Origin of the sequence: Anaeromassilibacillus sp. An250 (genome assembly GCF_002159845.1) — a bacterium.
Taxonomy (GTDB): Bacteria; Bacillota; Clostridia; order Oscillospirales; family Acutalibacteraceae; genus Anaeromassilibacillus; species Anaeromassilibacillus stercoravium.
Window position 1 is genome coordinate 50868 of sequence record NZ_NFJK01000017.1, and the last position, 17727, is coordinate 68594.

Sequence of the window (17727 nt, forward strand, 5' to 3'; positions counted from 1 at the left end):
AAACATGCCGGCGCCCGGCGTTTTCCACGTATTACAGGAATTTTTTGAACTGCTGTATACTATGCACAGGGGGTGTATGCTGTGCACATTAGAAAAAAGAGCGCAGGCCCTACTTTATAATCTCTTTTATGATATGATAAATGCGCTCATTTGCATCCAGAATTGCCATTTTTTTGGCGTTTGCCGCAAATGTAGGAATCGTATCGGGATTTTCAAATAATCCCTGGACTTTTTTGCAGAGCGCTTCCCCGCTCAGGTCTTTTTCCTCCAAGATTGCAGCAGCGCCGCGGTTGACCAACGCCATGGCGTTGTGGTATTGGTGGTTCTCCGCCACATTCGGGGAAGGAATCAAGATCGATGCACGCCCCTGCGCTTGTAACTCGCTGAGCGTAATGGCGCCGGCACGGCAAATCACGAGATCCGCCGCCGCCAGGCAATCCGGCATGTCGTTGATATACTCCCGGATATCCATCTGGGGATGTTTGGCAAGATCTAACCCTTTTTCCTTTAGAAGGCTGGGGAACCATTTCCCCCATTGGCCATAAGCATGAATATGTTGGAACCTCCCCGAATGGGCACTCCATACCAGCAGGTCGGCCACCGCCTCATTGATCTTACGGGCGCCAAGGCTCCCGCCAAAGGAAAGGATCAGGGGGCGCTCGTCCAACCCCAGCTTCTTGCGCGCATCCTCCCGCCGGGCGCGGATGACCTCCTGCCGCACAGGATTGCCCGTCAGCACGCAGCGTGCTTTGGGGTCAAGATGCCGCTGGGCATCTGCCACCGCCAACATGGTCCGTGTCGCGTGCCGGCTCAGCGCCTTATTGGTAACGCCCGGATACGCATTTTGCTCGTGGATCACGGACGGGATCCCCATCTTGATGGCATCGCGGATCACAGGCCCGCTCACATAACCTCCCGTTCCCACACAGACGTCCGGCTTGAATTCGGCAATAATCTTCCGCGCCTCATGGCTTGAGGTGAACATCCGCACAACGGTCTTTGCGTTCTTTTTCAAGTTCTCCCAGCTCAACTTTCGCTGGAAGCCCGAAATCGTGATGCTTTGGAACGGGTACCCTGCGGCCGGAACCAGACGTTCTTCCATGCCGCCCTTGGCACCGATGTATAAGATTTCCGCATCCGGTTCCCGCTCACGCAGGTATCCCGCAATTGCCAATGCGGGGTTGATGTGCCCGGCGGTCCCGCCGCCAGCAAACAAAACTCTCATAAATACCTTCTCCTATCATAATCCAACTGCCCGGGGCTATGTCTTTTCAATCGTGGAAGTTCGTGAGATCGACAGGACAACCCCCATCTCCGCCAGAAGAATCATCAGGGATGAACCGCCATAACTAAAGAAGGGCAAGCTGATGCCCGTATTGGGAATGGTATTGGTTACCACGGCAATGTTCAAAATCACCTGTAAGCCCACTTGGACAGTCAGCCCGATCCCCAACAGCATGCCAAATTTGTCCTTCGCTTTGAGGGACACAGTGATCCCACGCCACACCAACATGGCAAACAAAATAACAATCAGCAGGGCACCAATAAAACCAAGCTCCTCACAGACCACCGCAAAGATAAAATCGTTCTGCGGTTCCGGAAGATACAGATATTTTTGACGGGACTGCCCCAAGCCAAGGCCCAGCAAACCGCCCGATCCAATCGACATCAGCGATTGGCGCGTCTGCCACGTATCCACGGTTGTCCCGAAGGGGTCCAGCCATCCAGAGATGCGGTCGCTCGCATAGCCAAATTTTGCGCTAAACAAGACAATATAAGCCACGGCCGCACCCAACACCCCAAAGGCAATGGCAAACCAACGCAATTGGACGCCTCCGATAAACAGCATCACGCCCGCCAACGCTACCAAAATCAGGGTTGCAGAGACATGCTTTTCAAGCAGGACCAAAACCGCAATCGAACCCAAGATCAATAGGTACGGCAGCACCCCATACCGGAAGGTACTCATACGCTTGAAATTGATGGAGATCAAATGGGCAAAAATGAGGACCAAAGCAAACTTGGCGATCTCAGAAGGCTGGAAATTGACCGGCCCTAGATAGATCCAGCGCCGCACACCGTTTCTTTCGGGCATAAACAGCACTAACACCAGGAGCATGTAAGTGACTAATAGGATTGGGATGGCCAATTTGTGTAGGTGGTGGTAATCAAAATAGGAGATCGCCACCATAATGAAAATACCCGCAACTGCAAAGCCAGCTTGCCGGATGATAAAATAATAGCTGTTTCCATAATTATAATAGGCATAGGCATAGCTGGAAGAGAACAGCATAATCAGGCCGATCACCATGAGCGTGAGCACCAGGAAAAAGAAAGGCAGGTCCATCCCTGCACGCACGGAAAACAAGCGGAATTTTTTCCGGATTCGCCTTCCAAACGACGCCTTCCGAGGGATCTCCCCCGTGTCTGAATTCCGCGCGGTGGGCAAGCGCGTTACGGTTGCTCCGCGTTTGCTGTCCGCCCTTGTCGCCATAAAGACGTCCCCCTTTCGAATCCGGTCAATCCTCGGAAAAGTCTAAAACTTACGGGCTCTTTTTCCATTAAACCACAAATCGATTGCCAAAAATGTCATTTTAACGCTTACAGCCCAAACCAGGCCGCCGCCACGCTAAACGCGCCAAACAACAGCGTCACCAGGCTGAAAACGGCACAAATTTTGACCTCGCTCCAGCCGCACATCTCAAAATGATGGTGAATAGGGCTCATTTTAAACAGCCGCTTTCCACCGGTCGCCTTAAAATAGGTGACCTGCAAGACGACGGAAAGGATCTCTACAATATAAATAATCCCGATGGGAAGAATCAAAACCGGCAGATTCAGGCCGAAGCCCAATGCGCAGACCATCCCGCCCAGGAACAGGGAACCGGTGTCGCCCATAAAGACCTTCGCCGGATTGAAATTCCAGATCAGGAACCCAAGGCATCCGCCTGCTGTCGCAGCGGCGAGGATTCCCATGCCGTTCGCCCCCAAAATCCCGGCGATCACCATAAAGATCAAGGAGGCAAAAAATGTCACCGAGGCATTCAGGCCATCGATCCCATCGGTAAAATTGACTGCATTGACCATTCCCACAATCCCCAGCAGGGAAATTACCCAATAAAAAATGCCCAGGTCCACACCGCCCAGGAACGGGATCAAGGTGACCGATGAACCGCCGGAGAGATAGAGGGAAAGAAGATACGCGCCTGCCACCAGAAATTGCAAAATCAGCTTCTGCTTTTCGTTGAGGCCCAAATTGCGCTTCTTGACTACCTTGATATAGTCGTCGATAAAGCCGACACCGCCAAAACCTACTGCCATGAGGAAGCCGCCCAGCAGCTTTGTCTGCATGTTCATATCCTGGGGGTTTTGCCCAGAAGCCCGGTAGAACAGTATAAGGCAGGCCGCAGCGGCCACAAAAATGCCGATGATGAACATAAAACCGCCCATCGTCGGCGTTCCGTTTTTCTTTTGATGCCACTTGGGGCCCACTTCCCGGATCGTCTGTCCGAAATTGATCTTGTGCAGAAATGGTACCAGCCATTTCCCAAGCAACCCCGTCACTGCAAACGCAATGACCGCCGCCGCCAGTATCCAGATGCCGTCCGCCATATGCAATATCCCCTTTGTCACCATTTCCGCGCACACGCGGTATTATTATAACCCATCTGCGTAGAAAAGCCGCCCAGGATTGCCATTCCGGCGGCTTTTCTACATTCCCAATGGGAATTTTCCATATATGTTCATTATACCATCTTTTCCCCCTAGGTTCATTGGGAAAAAGCACGGATATATCGCCTTTTTTAAACCATTTCTTGGTTCTATTCCACGGAATCCAACTCCACAAAATCAACTGTTACCATAGTCCCTGGAGGAACCTGGCTGCCCTCCGGGATACTTTGCAGGTTGGAAACCGCATTGTTCCCGGTAAGCGCTGCGCCGGAAATACTGATGTTGATCCCTGCATTGGCCGCCACGGAGTTAGCTTGTGATAAAGTAAGCCCTACAAGGTTGGGAACTGTCACTGTCTGCGAAGTGCTCTCTTCGTCGGTGAACAAAACCACGCAACCGCTCTTCGGAATACTTTTGCCCGGTTCTGGTACCTGCGAGAGAACAGTCTCACCTTGGCCGTATACCTTTACATCAAGCTCTGCGCTCTGTAGAGTGTTCTGAGCTTCCTGTACGTTCTTGCCTAACACATCTGGGGTACTGGTATCCAGCTTCGCAAGTTCTTCCTCCGTATATTTGGCCTCCACGCCGAGATAGGGGAGGATTTCGCTCATCGCCTTTGCAAACGGCGGGCCTGCAATCGCGCTGCCGAACACCTGGCCACCCTGCGGAAGCGGTTCATCGAAGAACACTAGCATAGCCACCTGCGGGTCGTCCGCTGGGGCGTAACCGCAATAAGAAGCGATGTATTTCTTTTCTCCCTGTTTTCCCTGTGCAACCCATTCCGCGATCTTTTCGGAAGTACCGGTCTTACCAGCCACGCGGTAGCCTGCAATATAGCCGTTCTTAGCTGTACCTGTGGTTGCAGTCTCCTGGAGCATCGCACTCACTCTGCGGGATGTTTCATTGGAGATCACTTGGCGTTTGACCGTCGTATCCGTTGTTCGGACGATATTCCCTTCATCGTCGATCACCTGGGCTACCACATGCGGCTGCACCAGATAGCCGCCGTTTGCAACGGCCGCTGCCGCAGTAATCATCTGAATGGGCGTAATACTGAAGTTCTGACCAAAGGATTCGGTCGCCAGTTCCACGGGGCCCATTGTCTCGTCGTAGTAAATACTGCGGGACTCGCCCGGCAGGTCGATGCCCGTCTTCTGGGTAAATCCAAACGCTTCAAAATACTTAAAGAATGTTTCCGGGCCTAACTTTTCACCCACCTGAATGAATACTGGGTTGCAAGAATTGCACAATCCCTGGGCAAAGGTCTCCGAACCATGGCCGCCCGACTTCCAGCAGCTGATACGGCGGTCCGCAACCACGTAATAACCCGGGCAGGAGAAGGAGGTGTTCTCGCTGATGATGCCCTCTTCCAATCCCATAGAAGCTGTCACCATTTTGAAGACGGAACCTGGGTAATAGGTGTCGCTGACGCACTTATTCCGCCATTGCTTCTGCCGCGCCTCATTCAGCGCCTTGGTCCGTTCTTCCCCCTGGAGGGCATCGACCGCTGCCTGTTCCTTGGGATCGCTCAACGTAAACGGATCATTGGGGTCGAAGTCCCCTTTGACCGCCATTCCAAGGATTGCACCTGTATTGACATCCATCACGATCCCGCAGGCACGGTTTCTGGTGCCGCTGTTCGCTACGCCCTCTTCCAGATATTTTTCCAGGAAATGCTGTACCACTTCGTCGATAGTGAGGACCAAGCTGTGGCCGTTTTGTGCATCCACCATCTGTTCATAGTCAAATGGCATATCGGTTCCAACGGCGTTTTTCGCCGTAACAAGGCGCCCAGGGACGCCCGTTAACTCCGAATCATACTGCGCTTCAATGCCCGCCAAGCCCTGATTGTCCGAACCTGTAAATCCCAGCACGGAAGAGGCAAACTTTCCATATGGATAGTAGCGCTTGTAATCCGGGATCAGCCGAATCCCATTGGTGATCTCATTTTCTTCCTTAAAGGCTACAATCTGGTCCTTGACGTCGGTTTCTACCTTGTTCTGAACCACATCATAATAGGTCTTTTTCTTGCTTCTCTCGATCAAGTCCGCTTTGTCCAGACCGAGAATCTGGGACAGCCCGTTGCAGATCAATTCTCGGTTGTCATCGGTGATATAATTGGGCTCCAATACCACTTTCCAGACACCGGCGCTCTTTGCCAACACCTTCATATTACAGTCATAGATCGTACCGCGTTTAGCGCTGATAGACGTATCTTTCAGATATTGGTCTACCGCACGGGTCTGCATCTCTTCCCCCTGCACCAACTGCAAGCGGAATAGGCTCCCTACAACCACAGCGAAGCCAATGATGAGAATGGCCAATAGAAAAGCGGTGCGTCTCCACATTCGGATCGTTGTTCCTTTTGCCATTTGCAACCTCCATATTACAAAGCGGAGAGTCAAGATACCCTCTTAACTCTCCCGCTTCTACAATCATTGATTTCGGGAGGAATCCTGATGTATCCCATGGAACAGGAATCCCCTCTTATGAACGGTCCCTTTCAATCTATATGCGCATTGGTAAACATTATGATAATAACTGTTGAATAAAGTTCCAAGCAGAGGTCAGCCAGTTCTCCGAAGAATCCTCTTCCAGGACTTCGCCCTTGTCCCCTTCGGACAAACTAATATATTCCACCTGGTTTTGCTCCAACTTGCGCATCCCCAACTGCGTCTCTGCGTATTCCTCAACGGTTTCCAACGACAGCTTTGCCTGGGATTTCATTTTCAACTGGGTATATAAGCTCTCCTGCTCAGACAGCTCTGTGGTCGTGCTGTTGATTTCATTCGTCAATTCGGAAAGGCGGACCTGTCCGTACACGAACGTCCCAACAATTCCCAACATCACCACCAGGAATGTACACACAGAAATCACCTTGAAGGCCCTGTGTTTCGGACGGCGGTTCTTTTCCAGTTCTTCCCGCGGAAGCCGTATGACATTGTTTTGGGGTTGCGGTTGCAACTCCTGCTTTCTCTTTGGCTCAAAAAGCTCAAAATCATACGCCTCGCCTCTGGTATGCGTCGCCATGCACAGACCCTTCTTTCCTCATTTCTTTACAAAATCAAAGTTTGATGCAAACCCGCAGCCGCGCGCTGCGGCTTCTGGGATTCTGTTCCAATTCCGCCTCGGTTGGAGCAAGCCCCTTTTTATAGAGCAGCTTCGCCTTCGGCTTTTTTCCACATACACACACCGGAAAATCCGGCGGACATGTGCAACCCTGGCACCAAGATGCCATACGTTGTTTCACCATCCGATCCTCTAAGGAATGAAAGGTGATGACTGCCAGGCGCCCACCCGGCTTCAGGATAGAGAACGCAGCGTCCAACCCATCGGACAGCGCATCCAACTCGCCGTTTACCTCGATGCGCAACGCCTGGAATGTTTTCCTGGCCGGATGCCCTTGTTCCCTGCGCACAGCTGCGGGAACGGACGCTTTAATGATCTCTGCCAGCTGCCCGGTGGTCTCGATCGGCCCATCCTCACGGGCACGGACGATCCCCTTGGCAATGCTTTTTGCATTGCGGTCTTCCCCGTAGCGGCTGATGATCTCCGCCAGCTCCTGCCAGGACAGGGTATTCACCAAATCCTTGGCACTGGGCCCCTGCTTGCTCATACGCATATCGAGCGGTGCATCGGAATGATAGGAGAACCCACGCTCCGGCGTATCCAGCTGATAGGAGGAGACACCGATATCCAGCAGAACGCCATCCACAGGCACAAGGCCCCTCTCCCGCGCCACGCGGTCCATATCGCTGAAATTCGCGCGTACGACGGTCGAACACGCCATCCCCTTTAACCGTTCCTTGACCACGGCAACCGCGTCCGGATCTTGGTCGATGGAGAGCAGCGTTCCGGTTGTCAGGCGGTCTGCAATCGCCTTGGAGTGCCCCCCACCGCCTGCGGTTCCATCAATATAAACCCCGTCGGGGCGAATCTCCAAAGAGGCGATTGCCTCATCAAACAACACGGGTTTATGCTGAAATTCCATCCTTATGTGCCTCCGGTTTTTGGGTTTGTTTTACGATGGACAGGCATCTGGAAGCGCTCTTTTTGGTTTTCCATTCAAACTTAGAACTGCAACTCTTCCATGACGGCAATCAAGCTGCTATCATCTAGCTCTGCATTAAAGGAAGCCCACCGCTGGGCATCCCAAATCTCTGCCCGGTTAGAAGTCCCGATAAAAGCCACATCCTTTTCCAATCCCGCATACTCCCGCAAGTGCTGTGGGAGCAGGATACGCCCCTGCTTGTCCGGCTCCACTTCTGCGGCTCCGGAGAAGAAAAAGCGCTGGATCCCACGGGCCTTTCCCATGGGCATCGCCATGATTTTTTCCTGCAACTTGGTCCATTCAGTGGGGGGAAGGACAAACAGACAGTGATCTAGGCCTTTTGTGACATAAAAACGCTCGCCCAGATCCTCCCGGAACCGGGCGGGGACAATCACGCGGCCTTTCGCGTCAATATTATGTTGGTATTCGCCGATCAACATAATTGCAACGCCTTTCCAGGGCGAACGATGGGTTTATAAACCACATCTTACTATTTCGCCCCACCTTCCTCCACTTATTGATTACGATTATACTCGATTCGTAACAAAAATGCAACTAATTTATTTTGATTATGTCAACCAATTCGACAAATCCCAATCTTCTTTTGGACGAAATCCGCTTATCTAGTGGTACAAAAAAACGCACCACAAGATCTTGTGGTGCGTTTTCAAGAAAAAATTAATTTTTTCTATATTATCCAAATATTACCATACTTTTCTAGTGGAACAATACAATTCATTCGATCAATTTTGACCGGAACGCTGCGTTGCTTTGATGTTTTGGCGGGTTTTGCGCAGCTCTGCAAGGTTGGCGGCAAGCGCCTCATCCGTGCGGCGCATCAAATCATCCACATATTCGTTGGCCGCTTTGCGCATCTCACGCGTTTTTATCTGCGTCTGCGTCAGCAGGTCATTTGCCTTCTGTTGTGCCTGTTTAACAATTTCATCCTGATTGACCATGGCCCGGGCGCGCTCCTCTGCCACGCGGATCTTGGTTTCGGCCTCCATCTTCGCCGTGCTGATGATCTGGTTGCGATCCGCAACAATCGCCTTTGCTTTGAGCAGCTCCTGGGGCAGATTCTCGCGGATCTCATCCAAAATTTGTTTGACCTCTTCCCCATCCAGCACCGCTCGGCCGCGGCTGAGTGGAAGGTTCCACGCCTTCTCTACCATCTCATACAGTTCATCGATCAATTCTTCTACGTTCATCGTCTCGATCATTCCTTTCCGAGAGCCGCAGTGTTATCTATTGGGAAAACGGGTCCCCAACCAAGGCGCTTCACTTCTTTGCGGCATAGATTCTTTCCTTGATGTCGTCCAAAATGCACGCCGGTACAAAATTAGACACATCGCCGCCAAAGCTGGCGATCTGTTTGACAATACTAGAACTCAGGAACATGTTTTCCGCCCTTGTAATCATGAAAACGGTTTCCAGTTCCGGGTTGAGCTTCCGGTTTGTAAGCGCTTGCTGGAATTCATATTCGAAGTCGGACATGGCGCGCAACCCCTTGACAATCGCAGTTGCCCCACGCATCTTGGCATAGTCCGCCAAAAGCCCGTCAAAGCTGACCACTTCTACATCTTCCATGTCCTTTGTACATTTCTGAATCAGCGCGATCCGCTCTTCAGTGGTAAACATGGTATGTTTTTCAGGATTTACCATCACGGCGACAATCACATGGTCAAAGATTTTCCTAGCTCGCCCAATAATATCAAGATGCCCAATTGTGACCGGGTCAAAGCTTCCCGGGCAAATTGCAAGTTTCATAGCGTTCTTCCTTTCCAAACTCGTCCCTCATAGAACTGCCCTATCATAAATCCCTATGCCGGTATACCGTCAATAAAATTTTCCCATAACGGTAATCGCGCTTCCTTTCAAAATCCCCCGCCGTATCTGGGACTTCCTCGTCAACCGGATGCTCACATACAATGACGCCGCCCTTATTCATAATCGCGGCAGTCATCGGGAGCGCCTTTTGCAAAAGGCCTGTCCGGTAGGGTGGATCTAGGAATGCAATATCAAAGGGATCGTTTCGCCGCAAGAGGAACGCCGCATAATCCATATGCAAAACCCTGGCGCGCTCTTCCAAGCCAGTGTTGGCAATATTCTTTTCTATGATAGAGATGGGTTCTTTCCCCGCATCCACAAAGACCGCTTCCCGCGCGCCGCGGCTGAGCGCTTCCAAGCCAAGCTGACCGGAACCTGCAAATAGATCCAGCACACGCCGTCCCTCTATTTGAAACTGCAGGATGCTGAACAAAGCCTCTTTCACCCGCTCCGTTGTGGGGCGGACATTCTCGCCTTCCAGCGTTAAGAGGCGCCTCCCACGGGCTGATCCAGTGATGATTCGCATAGATACAGACTCCTTCAAAAATCGAAGTTGTAAAATTGTCCTTTTATTATCCCATTATCTGCTGCATCTGTCAAGCGAAAGGCAAATCGCCTGAAACAATGCCGCTTATGGCATTTCCGGGGATTCTTCCCCATGGAAATACTCATAGACTTTCCTGGCCGCCGGTTTCGTCATTCCAGGGGCGGTTTCCAACTCTGCAAGATCCGCCTGGCGGATTGCCGTCAAGGTGCGGAAATGCCGCAGGAGGGCGCGTGCGCGCGTTTCCCCGATCCCTTCAATTTCGGTCAGGGTGGTGGTCAGGGTGTTCTTTTTCCGCGTCTGGCGGTGATACCCGATCGCAAAGCGGTGGACCTCCTCCTGAATGGAGGAAACCAGCGTAAACGCCTTCCGGTTGGAGTTGATGGCGATTTCCCCGCCGTCCTCTGCAATGGCCCGCGTGCGGTGTTTGTCGTCCTTCACCATGCCAAACAGCGCGATGTCCAGCCCGGACGCCTCCAAAATTGGCTTCACCGCCGCCACATGCCCCTTGCCGCCGTCCAGCAAGATTAGGTCCGGCAGGCGGCCAAAGCCTTCGCCGCTGTCCTTGTTTGCGAAGTATTCCTGCAAACGGCGCCCGATCACTTCCCGCATGGAGCCGTAGTCGTCCTGCCCCACAACCGTTTTGATCTTGAACTTACGGTACGCACTTTTAAGCGGGCGGCCATTTTCAAACACCACCATTCCTGCGACATTATCCCCGCCAGCCAGGTTGCTGATGTCATACGCTTCGATATAGGCAGGGGGATGCGCCATTCCCAACAAGCGGGCCAGCTCGTCCAGCGCGGAGGCTTCCCGCCCCGTCCGCCCGACCGACTGTGCCAACTGCTCCGCCGCATTGTTGCGGCACATCTCCACCAGCTGGGCCTGCTCGCCCTTTTGCGGGACGTATACCAGGACCTTCCGCCCGGCCTTTTGGCTCAGCCATTCCGAGAGCAGCTCCATATCCGATGCCGGTCCATCGAGGCTTACGCGCGGCGGCACGCGGTCGCGCATGGAATAATAGCGCTCCATAAACTCGCTTCGTGCAGCTTCCGGCTCGCCAATCTCCCCCATCAAATACGTTTCCCGGTCGCACAGGCGGCCATTCATAAAGCGGAACACTTCAAAGCAATTCCGCTCCGGGCCCTGCGCCAAGGCGATGATATCCTGTTCCGGGACCTTTAAGGCCACCACCTTCTGACGGTCGCCCATGCGCTTGATTGCCGCAAGGCGGTCACGGATGCGCGCGGCGCGTTCAAATTCAAGGTTCTCCGCCGCCTCTTCCATTTTTTTCGTCAGGTTCCGCACGCATTCCGCACTTCCGCCGCGCAGAAAATCGATCGCTTCCTTGACCGCTTCCCGGTAATCCGCCTGCGAAATTTTGCCCTGGCAGGGTGCGCTGCACTGCTTGATATAATAGTTTAAGCACGGCCGCCCCTTTCCAATATCCTGGGGGAATTTGCGGGAACACGAGGGCAGGCGGAAGATTTTCAGCGCTTCGTCCACAGTCTCCTTCGTGGCCCAGGAGCTGACAAACGGACCGATATAGTCCGCATCGTCGTCCAACATCTGCTTCGCCTGCGAGATGCGCGGCCAGGGTCCGCGCGTCACCTTAATGTAATGGTACCCCTTGTCGTCCTTCAAAAGGATGTTGTACTTTGGGGTATGCTGCTTGATGAGGCTGCATTCCAGCACCAGGGCTTCGAATTCGCTGTCGGTGAGGATATATTCAAAGTCCTCCACGTTGCTGACCATCTGGCGGACTTTTTTGTCGTGATTCTTTTCACTGCCAAAATACTGGCTGACACGGTTTTTCAGCGCCTTGGCCTTTCCAATATAGATGATCTTCCCTGTCTGGTCGTGCATGATATACACACCGGGGTGCAATGGCAAGCGCATGGCCTTTTTTCGCAGTTTCCGGATATGCTCCAAATGTTTCTCCTGCTCTTCCACGGCCGTCCCTCCCTTCTGCAAAATGGTTCATTCCGGTTTTATCGGGCAAGGTCGATCGATACAAGATAATTGAAACAGCCCACCGGTTATATTCCGTCTGAAACAAGACGTCATAAAAAAATAGAACGCCCATCGGGCGTTCTTTTTTCATCTTGTTCCAAGAACTGGACTTGGCACACAGGTGCATCCACACACCTTTAGATCTTCCCGGCTCTCAAAAAATTACTCAGCAAAACCGGATTTTACCAGATCCACCAGGTTTTCTACAGCTTCTTCCTCATCGGGACCGTCCGCAATAATGCGAATCGACGTGCCGCCTACGATACCAAGGGAAAGGACGCCCAGCAAGCTCTTTGCATTGACGCGTCTCTCTTCCTTCTCCACCCAGATCGAAGATTTATACTCATTTGCCTTCTGGATGAAGAACGTCGCCGGACGTGCATGGAGACCCACCTGATTCTGAACCAAAACCTCTTTAACGCACATTCTTACTCACTCCTAAAACAAAATCAAAGTCAAAACCATTCCAACCAAACCAAATTAAAATACAATTAAGACCCTGTAAACCAGATCATGGAGTTATTATATCACAATTCGGAAGGCCGTCAATAAATTTGAAAAAACTTTGGATTGATAACCGAATTGGAGCTTTTTTGTCCCCGCGACCTTTGTGCATCTTGCTATGAATGTTGAAAACTTTTGTGCCGTATTCCATATTTTCGAAAAATCAAATCTTCCAAAATCAGACAAATTGTATAAGCATCTATTCTTTTTCCACATGAGTTTCCAACGATACTAAATATTTTTTGTCCTGTTTTGTCAGCTCCGCCGCGGCGAGCAAGTCTGGCCGTTTGTGCAATGTGCGCAAAAGTGATTGCTCCCGGCGCCATTTTGCGATCGCTGCGTGGTTCCCCGACAAAAGCACCGGAGGGACGCTCCTCCCGCGCCACGTTGCCGGGCGGGTGTACTGCGGATATTCCAGCAGGCCGTTGTAATGGCTCTCCTCTTCAAAACAAACGTCGTTGGACAGGACGCCGTCTTTCATGCGGCACACAGCGTCCGCAACCACCAGGGCAGGAAGTTCGCCTCCCGTCAGCACATAGTCGCCAATCGAGATTTCCTCGTCGACATAAGCTTCCAGCACGCGCTCGTCCACACCCTCATAATGCCCACATAGAATGGCAATATTCTCATACATTGCCAATTCTTTCACTTTCTCTTGGGATAGAACGCTCCCTTGGGGGGACATGTACAGAACATGGGGCTTTTTCCCCAATTGTTCCACCAGGTCGTCCATGCACAAAGCGATGGGCTCTGCCATCATCAGCATTCCCATCCCACCGCCGAACAGTGTATCGTCTACCCGGTTATGTTTATCATATGCAAAATCGCGGATTTGGTGACAACACACCTGCACCGCCCCGCGCTTGCGGGCACGCCCGATGATGCTTTCCGCCATGACGGTCTCGCACATCTCTGGAAAAAGCGTGAGGATATCAATCCGCATCGTCAAAAATCCCCCTCATGGGCCGAATCTTCATAATCCCCCCGTCGATGTCCACATCGACGATCACATCCGGGATAGCAGGAACCAGATAATTCACCTTGTCGTCCCCGGTGACCTGATAGACGTCGTTCGCGCCCGTTGGCATGACTTCGGTCAATAAGCCGTACCGCCTGCCTGTATCCGCATCCAGGACGGTCAGACCGAGCATATCCTGCACAAAATAGCGATCTTTTGGCAATTTGACATCCGCACGGTTTAAATAGAGGATCCGGCCGCGCAAGGCATCCGCTTCTTCCACCGTGTCCACGCCCTCCAGCTTCAGAAGCAGCAGGCTTTTATGCACGCGCGAGGAAACCACCTGCAATTCTTCACTCCCACGATCCCAATACAACGTGTGTATCTTTGCCAAAAAAGCTGCGGAATCGCACCATGGCTCTACACGCAATTCCCCTTTGACACCATGCGTCCCCACGACGCGGCCTGCCTCTAAAAATTGCTTGCGCATCTTGTTTCCTCCTTTGCAGATAACAAAAAAGAGAGCGGACGCATGTCTGCCCTCCTTTTTATGCTCAGTCGATTTCGACAGAAATCTTGCTGTTGGTGCGGGTTGCTGCGGCACGCATCACTACGCGGATCGCCTTTGCGATGCGCCCCTGCTTGCCGATGACCCGGCCCATGTCCGCCTCTGCAACATGCAGATGGTACACAATGGAACCGTCCTCCGCGGAATCGTCGACATCGACGTTCACAGCGGTGGGGTCTTCCACAAGGCCCTGAGCAATTGCAATCAGCAGTTCCTTCATGTTAACCTCCGTATACAACGCATTGCCTCCTTTACAGGATGCCGTTCTTCTTGAACAGCGTCTTCACGGTGTCGGTCGGCTGTGCGCCGTTGGAAATCCACTTCTTTGCCTTTTCTGCATCAACCTTCACGACGGAAGGCTCCTGCATCGGATCGTACGTACCGATCTCCTCAATGAAACGGCCATCGCGCGGATAACGGGAATCTGCAACAACAATGCGGTAGAACGGAGCTTTCTTCGCGCCCATTCTGCGCAGTCTGATCTTTACTGCCATATTGATGTTCACCTCCAAAATAGAATCATTCTATCTCCACCAAAAGTTTTGGTAAGATCACCTTTTAAAAACCGAAACGGCGTCTTCCGCCTTTTCCACGGAGCTGCTTGATGAGCTTCTGCGTCTGCTCAAACTGCCGCAGAAGGCGATTGACATCCTCGACGCGCATGCCGCTGCCCGCCGCAATCCGGCGTTTGCGGGACGGGTTGATGATCGAGGGCTTTGCGCGCTCCTCCTTGGTCATCGAAAGGATAATCGCCGCCATGCGGTCCATATCGCGGTCGTCGATGTCCACATCCTTGAGCTGCTTTTCCATTCCCGGCATCTTGCTGAGGACGGATTTCAGCGGACCCATCCGTTTGACCTGCTTGAACTGGTCCAAGAGGTCGTTGAGGTCCATTTTATTTTCCAGCATCCGGCGGGAAACCTTCTCTGCCGCCTTCTGGTCCATTTTGACCTGGGCTTCCTCGATCAGGGTCAGGACATCGCCCATGCCGAGAATACGGGACGCCATGCGGTCCGGATGGAACACTTCCAGGTCGTCCAGCTTTTCGCCGGTACCTGCAAACTTGATCGGCTTGCCCGTCACCGCGCGCACGGAGAGCGCCGCGCCGCCGCGGGTATCGCCGTCGAGTTTGGTCAGGATGACGCCGGTGATGTCCAGCTTTTCGTCAAAAGTCTTTGCGACGTTGACCGCTTCCTGGCCGGTCATCGCATCGACCACCAGCAGGATGTCCGTCGGATGGACCGCGTCCTTGATGTTGTGCAGTTCCTCCATCAACACCTCGTCGATTTGCAGACGGCCGGCGGTGTCGATGATGACATAATCGTTGCCGTAGTCCTTTGCGCGGCGGATCGCCTCTTTGCAGATCTTCACCGGCTTTTCCGTGCCCATTTCAAACACGGCGACCCCTGCCTGGGAACCTACTACCTGCAACTGCTTGATGGCCGCCGGGCGGTAAATATCGCCGGCCACGAGCAGCGGCCGGTGGCCCCTGCTTTTGAGCATCTTCGCCAATTTGCCGCAGTGGGTGGTTTTACCGGAACCCTGCAGGCCGCACATCATGATGATGGCGGGCGGGCTTGGCGGGGAAACCAGACGCGTCTCGCCGCCGCCCATCAGGGCGGTCAACTCTTCATCGACAATTTTTACAACCATCTGCGCCGGGGTCAAGCTCTCCATGACCTCTGCGCCGACGGCACGTTCCGTCACTTTTTTGGTAAAGTCCTTTGCGACTTTATAGTTGACGTCGGCCTCCAGAAGTGCAAGGCGCACCTCTCGCATGGCCTCTTTGACATCGTCCTCGCTCAGTTTTCCCTTTGACTTCAGCCGTTTAAAGGCCGCGGAAAGTTTGTCTGCCAGTCCTTCGAATGCCAAATTGTATCTCCCTCCCGCGCGCTGGCTATTCGCATAGCTTCTGCGCCAAGTCTATAATCGTCTGTGTATCCTCGGAAAGGTCGCGGGAATACACATAGTGCTTGTTGTAATCCTGGATGCGCTGGGCCGCCTCGCGAATCTGTTCCAGCCCGCTGCGCATCTCGCGAAACCGCTTTGCCAAACCGAGGCGCTGTTCCATATCGAGCAGCTGCGCTTCGGCGCGTTTAATGGAATCGCGCACTCCCTGGCGCGTGATGCCCTCATTGTCGGCGATTTCCGAAAGGGACAGGTCCTCGTTGTAGTAGAATTCAATCACCTCACGCTGTTTTTCCGTCAGCATATCGCCGTAGAAATCCAGCAGAAAGGAAATCTCCAAATCCTTTGCCACGGCTGGCCCTCCCTCCAACTGTAAAGCCATTTCCTTTACAGTTGGAGATTATACAACAAATGCCCGCTTCTGTCAATCCCCTGGCGACAGAAATTGCTCCAAATATTGCCCAATGCTGCTCTGAATCCGATCCAAATTCCCTTGCACTTGTACCAAAAAGCCCTCGGGCGTGGCGCGCAAATCCTGAACGGTCACCCCGACCGCTCCCCCCAGGACCTGTTCGTCAAAAAACGAAGAGGGGATCGACAGCGTATTCCCTTCCACGGAAACCTGGGCGGGCAGCAGGGCCTCCGCAGCGCCCATCACCCATTCGGTTTTGACTGGCAATCTTCCCAGATGAACGGACTGCAACTCCGCCCAAATGGTCTCCGATTCTGCGTTGCACCCCACGGTAAACTGGGCGCTGACCCCCAACCGCAGGCCGGAGAAGGATACCGGGATATAAAATTCCGCGATGCCATCCTCCACGGATACGCATTGCAGGTCGAGCACCTGAAAGCCTCCCCCCTGCAATCCGTCCACTTGGCCGGCCAAAAGGCCGCTGACCTCCTCTTTGGTCAAGACGGCTGGTTCCCCGGTGAGCAGCGACTCCGCCAACTTTGTGACGACGGTCTCCGGTTGCGCGGCAGCTTGTACCGTACCGGCATAGGGGTCGCTGAGTGCCAGGCCGATAGTGATTCCCACAGCCGCCAGAAGCAGAAGCACCACCGCTATCCCAATCGCCAAACCCTTTTTGCTCTTTTTCGCCTCATCCATTTTGGATTCCTCCTTTTCCAAAAGCTTCGAAAAAGGTCCGGGCAGCACGACCAGCCGTCTGCCTGGACCTCAATTCCTTATATATGATCCGTATGCCGGGGGCATGCCGTCTATGAGATCTACAAAATCATAACAAGCGTGCCTGCGGTAATCAGGATTCCACCCAAGACCGTTTTGACGTCCACCTTTTCGTGTAAAAACAGGAAGGCCAACACCATGGTGATCACCACGCTGAACTTGTCGATGGGGACCACCTTCGAAACAGGGCCGATTTGAATGGCATGGTAATAGCAGATCCAAGAGAGCCCCGTCGCCAATCCGGACAAGATCAAGAACAAAAAGCTTTTTGCCGAAATATGGCTAATCCCCGCCTGCGCGCCAGTGGCAAATACGATTCCCCAGGCTAAAACCAGCACCACTACGGTGCGGATGGCCGTCGCCAGGTTGGAGTCCATATCCTCGATGCCGATCTTCGCCAAAATAGAGGTCAACGCCGCGAACACCGCGGAACCAACTGCAAATGCAATCCACATTTTGCTCTTTTCGCTCCCCTTTGTCATTCTTTCGGCCTCAC

The 17727-nt window shown here is 52.9% G+C and carries 20 protein-coding genes; all 20 read right to left on the bottom strand.

Annotated elements, in window-relative coordinates; genetic code table 11:
- Positions 1-109: 109 nt before the first annotated feature.
- On the bottom strand, positions 110-1225 hold the full coding sequence (gene murG, locus B5F54_RS13650) for an undecaprenyldiphospho-muramoylpentapeptide beta-N-acetylglucosaminyltransferase (RefSeq protein WP_087234811.1): 1116 nt from the start codon (positions 1223-1225) through the stop codon (positions 110-112).
- A 36-nt stretch (positions 1226-1261) separates the two neighbouring features.
- Positions 1262-2347 carry a putative lipid II flippase FtsW gene (gene ftsW / locus B5F54_RS13655; protein WP_172749748.1) on the bottom strand — a complete coding sequence of 362 codons (1086 nt, stop codon included), beginning with the start codon at positions 2345-2347 and terminating at the stop codon, positions 1262-1264.
- A gap of 254 nt (positions 2348-2601) precedes the next feature.
- A complete protein-coding gene (mraY, locus tag B5F54_RS13660; RefSeq protein WP_087234813.1) occupies positions 2602-3612 on the bottom strand; it encodes a phospho-N-acetylmuramoyl-pentapeptide-transferase in 1011 nt (336 codons plus the stop codon).
- Between the two features lie 209 nt (positions 3613-3821).
- A complete protein-coding gene (locus B5F54_RS13665) occupies positions 3822-6044 on the bottom strand; it encodes a penicillin-binding transpeptidase domain-containing protein (RefSeq protein ID WP_087234814.1) in 2223 nt (740 codons plus the stop codon).
- A gap of 157 nt (positions 6045-6201) precedes the next feature.
- Positions 6202-6702: a hypothetical protein gene (locus tag B5F54_RS13670; protein ID WP_087234815.1), complete on the bottom strand. Its 501-nt coding sequence runs from the start codon at positions 6700-6702 to the stop codon at positions 6202-6204.
- 34 nt (positions 6703-6736) lie between these two features.
- Positions 6737-7663, bottom strand: coding sequence for a 16S rRNA (cytosine(1402)-N(4))-methyltransferase RsmH (gene rsmH, locus B5F54_RS13675; RefSeq protein ID WP_087234816.1), 927 nt, complete (start codon positions 7661-7663; stop codon positions 6737-6739).
- 80 nt (positions 7664-7743) lie between these two features.
- Positions 7744-8163 (bottom strand): division/cell wall cluster transcriptional repressor MraZ, encoded by a 420-nt coding sequence (mraZ, locus tag B5F54_RS13680; protein ID WP_087234817.1) that lies wholly within the window; start codon positions 8161-8163, stop codon positions 7744-7746.
- Between the two features lie 303 nt (positions 8164-8466).
- Positions 8467-8931, bottom strand: a complete 465-nt coding sequence (locus tag B5F54_RS13685) for a hypothetical protein (protein ID WP_054324402.1) — start codon at positions 8929-8931, stop codon at positions 8467-8469.
- Between the two features lie 70 nt (positions 8932-9001).
- Positions 9002-9490 (bottom strand): pantetheine-phosphate adenylyltransferase, encoded by a 489-nt coding sequence (coaD, locus tag B5F54_RS13690; protein WP_087234818.1) that lies wholly within the window; start codon positions 9488-9490, stop codon positions 9002-9004.
- Between the two features lie 43 nt (positions 9491-9533).
- Positions 9534-10076, bottom strand: coding sequence for a 16S rRNA (guanine(966)-N(2))-methyltransferase RsmD (gene rsmD, locus B5F54_RS13695; protein ID WP_087234819.1), 543 nt, complete (start codon positions 10074-10076; stop codon positions 9534-9536).
- Positions 10077-10181: 105 nt separating this feature from the next.
- Positions 10182-12047: an excinuclease ABC subunit UvrC gene (gene uvrC, locus B5F54_RS13700; protein ID WP_330396786.1), complete on the bottom strand. Its 1866-nt coding sequence runs from the start codon at positions 12045-12047 to the stop codon at positions 10182-10184.
- A gap of 222 nt (positions 12048-12269) precedes the next feature.
- Positions 12270-12533, bottom strand: a complete 264-nt coding sequence (locus B5F54_RS13705) for an HPr family phosphocarrier protein (protein ID WP_087234820.1) — start codon at positions 12531-12533, stop codon at positions 12270-12272.
- 277 nt (positions 12534-12810) lie between these two features.
- On the bottom strand, positions 12811-13554 hold the full coding sequence (trmD, locus tag B5F54_RS13710) for a tRNA (guanosine(37)-N1)-methyltransferase TrmD (RefSeq protein ID WP_087234821.1): 744 nt from the start codon (positions 13552-13554) through the stop codon (positions 12811-12813).
- Positions 13544-14059, bottom strand: coding sequence for a ribosome maturation factor RimM (rimM, locus tag B5F54_RS13715; RefSeq protein WP_087234822.1), 516 nt, complete (start codon positions 14057-14059; stop codon positions 13544-13546). Before rimM ends, trmD begins: the two co-directional genes overlap by 11 nt.
- A 64-nt stretch (positions 14060-14123) precedes the next feature.
- Positions 14124-14357: a KH domain-containing protein gene (locus tag B5F54_RS13720; protein ID WP_054324403.1), complete on the bottom strand. Its 234-nt coding sequence runs from the start codon at positions 14355-14357 to the stop codon at positions 14124-14126.
- A gap of 31 nt (positions 14358-14388) precedes the next feature.
- Positions 14389-14631, bottom strand: a complete 243-nt coding sequence (rpsP, locus tag B5F54_RS13725) for a 30S ribosomal protein S16 (protein ID WP_054324378.1) — start codon at positions 14629-14631, stop codon at positions 14389-14391.
- A 64-nt stretch (positions 14632-14695) separates the two neighbouring features.
- Complete coding sequence (gene ffh / locus B5F54_RS13730; RefSeq protein WP_087234823.1) at positions 14696-16009, bottom strand: signal recognition particle protein; 1314 nt, start codon at positions 16007-16009, stop codon at positions 14696-14698.
- A gap of 25 nt (positions 16010-16034) precedes the next feature.
- Positions 16035-16397 carry a YlxM family DNA-binding protein gene (gene ylxM, locus B5F54_RS13735; protein ID WP_087234824.1) on the bottom strand — a complete coding sequence of 121 codons (363 nt, stop codon included), beginning with the start codon at positions 16395-16397 and terminating at the stop codon, positions 16035-16037.
- 72 nt (positions 16398-16469) lie between these two features.
- A complete protein-coding gene (locus B5F54_RS13740) occupies positions 16470-17153 on the bottom strand; it encodes a hypothetical protein (protein ID WP_087234825.1) in 684 nt (227 codons plus the stop codon).
- Positions 17154-17272: 119 nt separating this feature from the next.
- On the bottom strand, positions 17273-17686 hold the full coding sequence (locus B5F54_RS13745) for an EamA family transporter (RefSeq protein ID WP_087234833.1): 414 nt from the start codon (positions 17684-17686) through the stop codon (positions 17273-17275).
- Positions 17687-17727 lie beyond the last annotated feature (41 nt).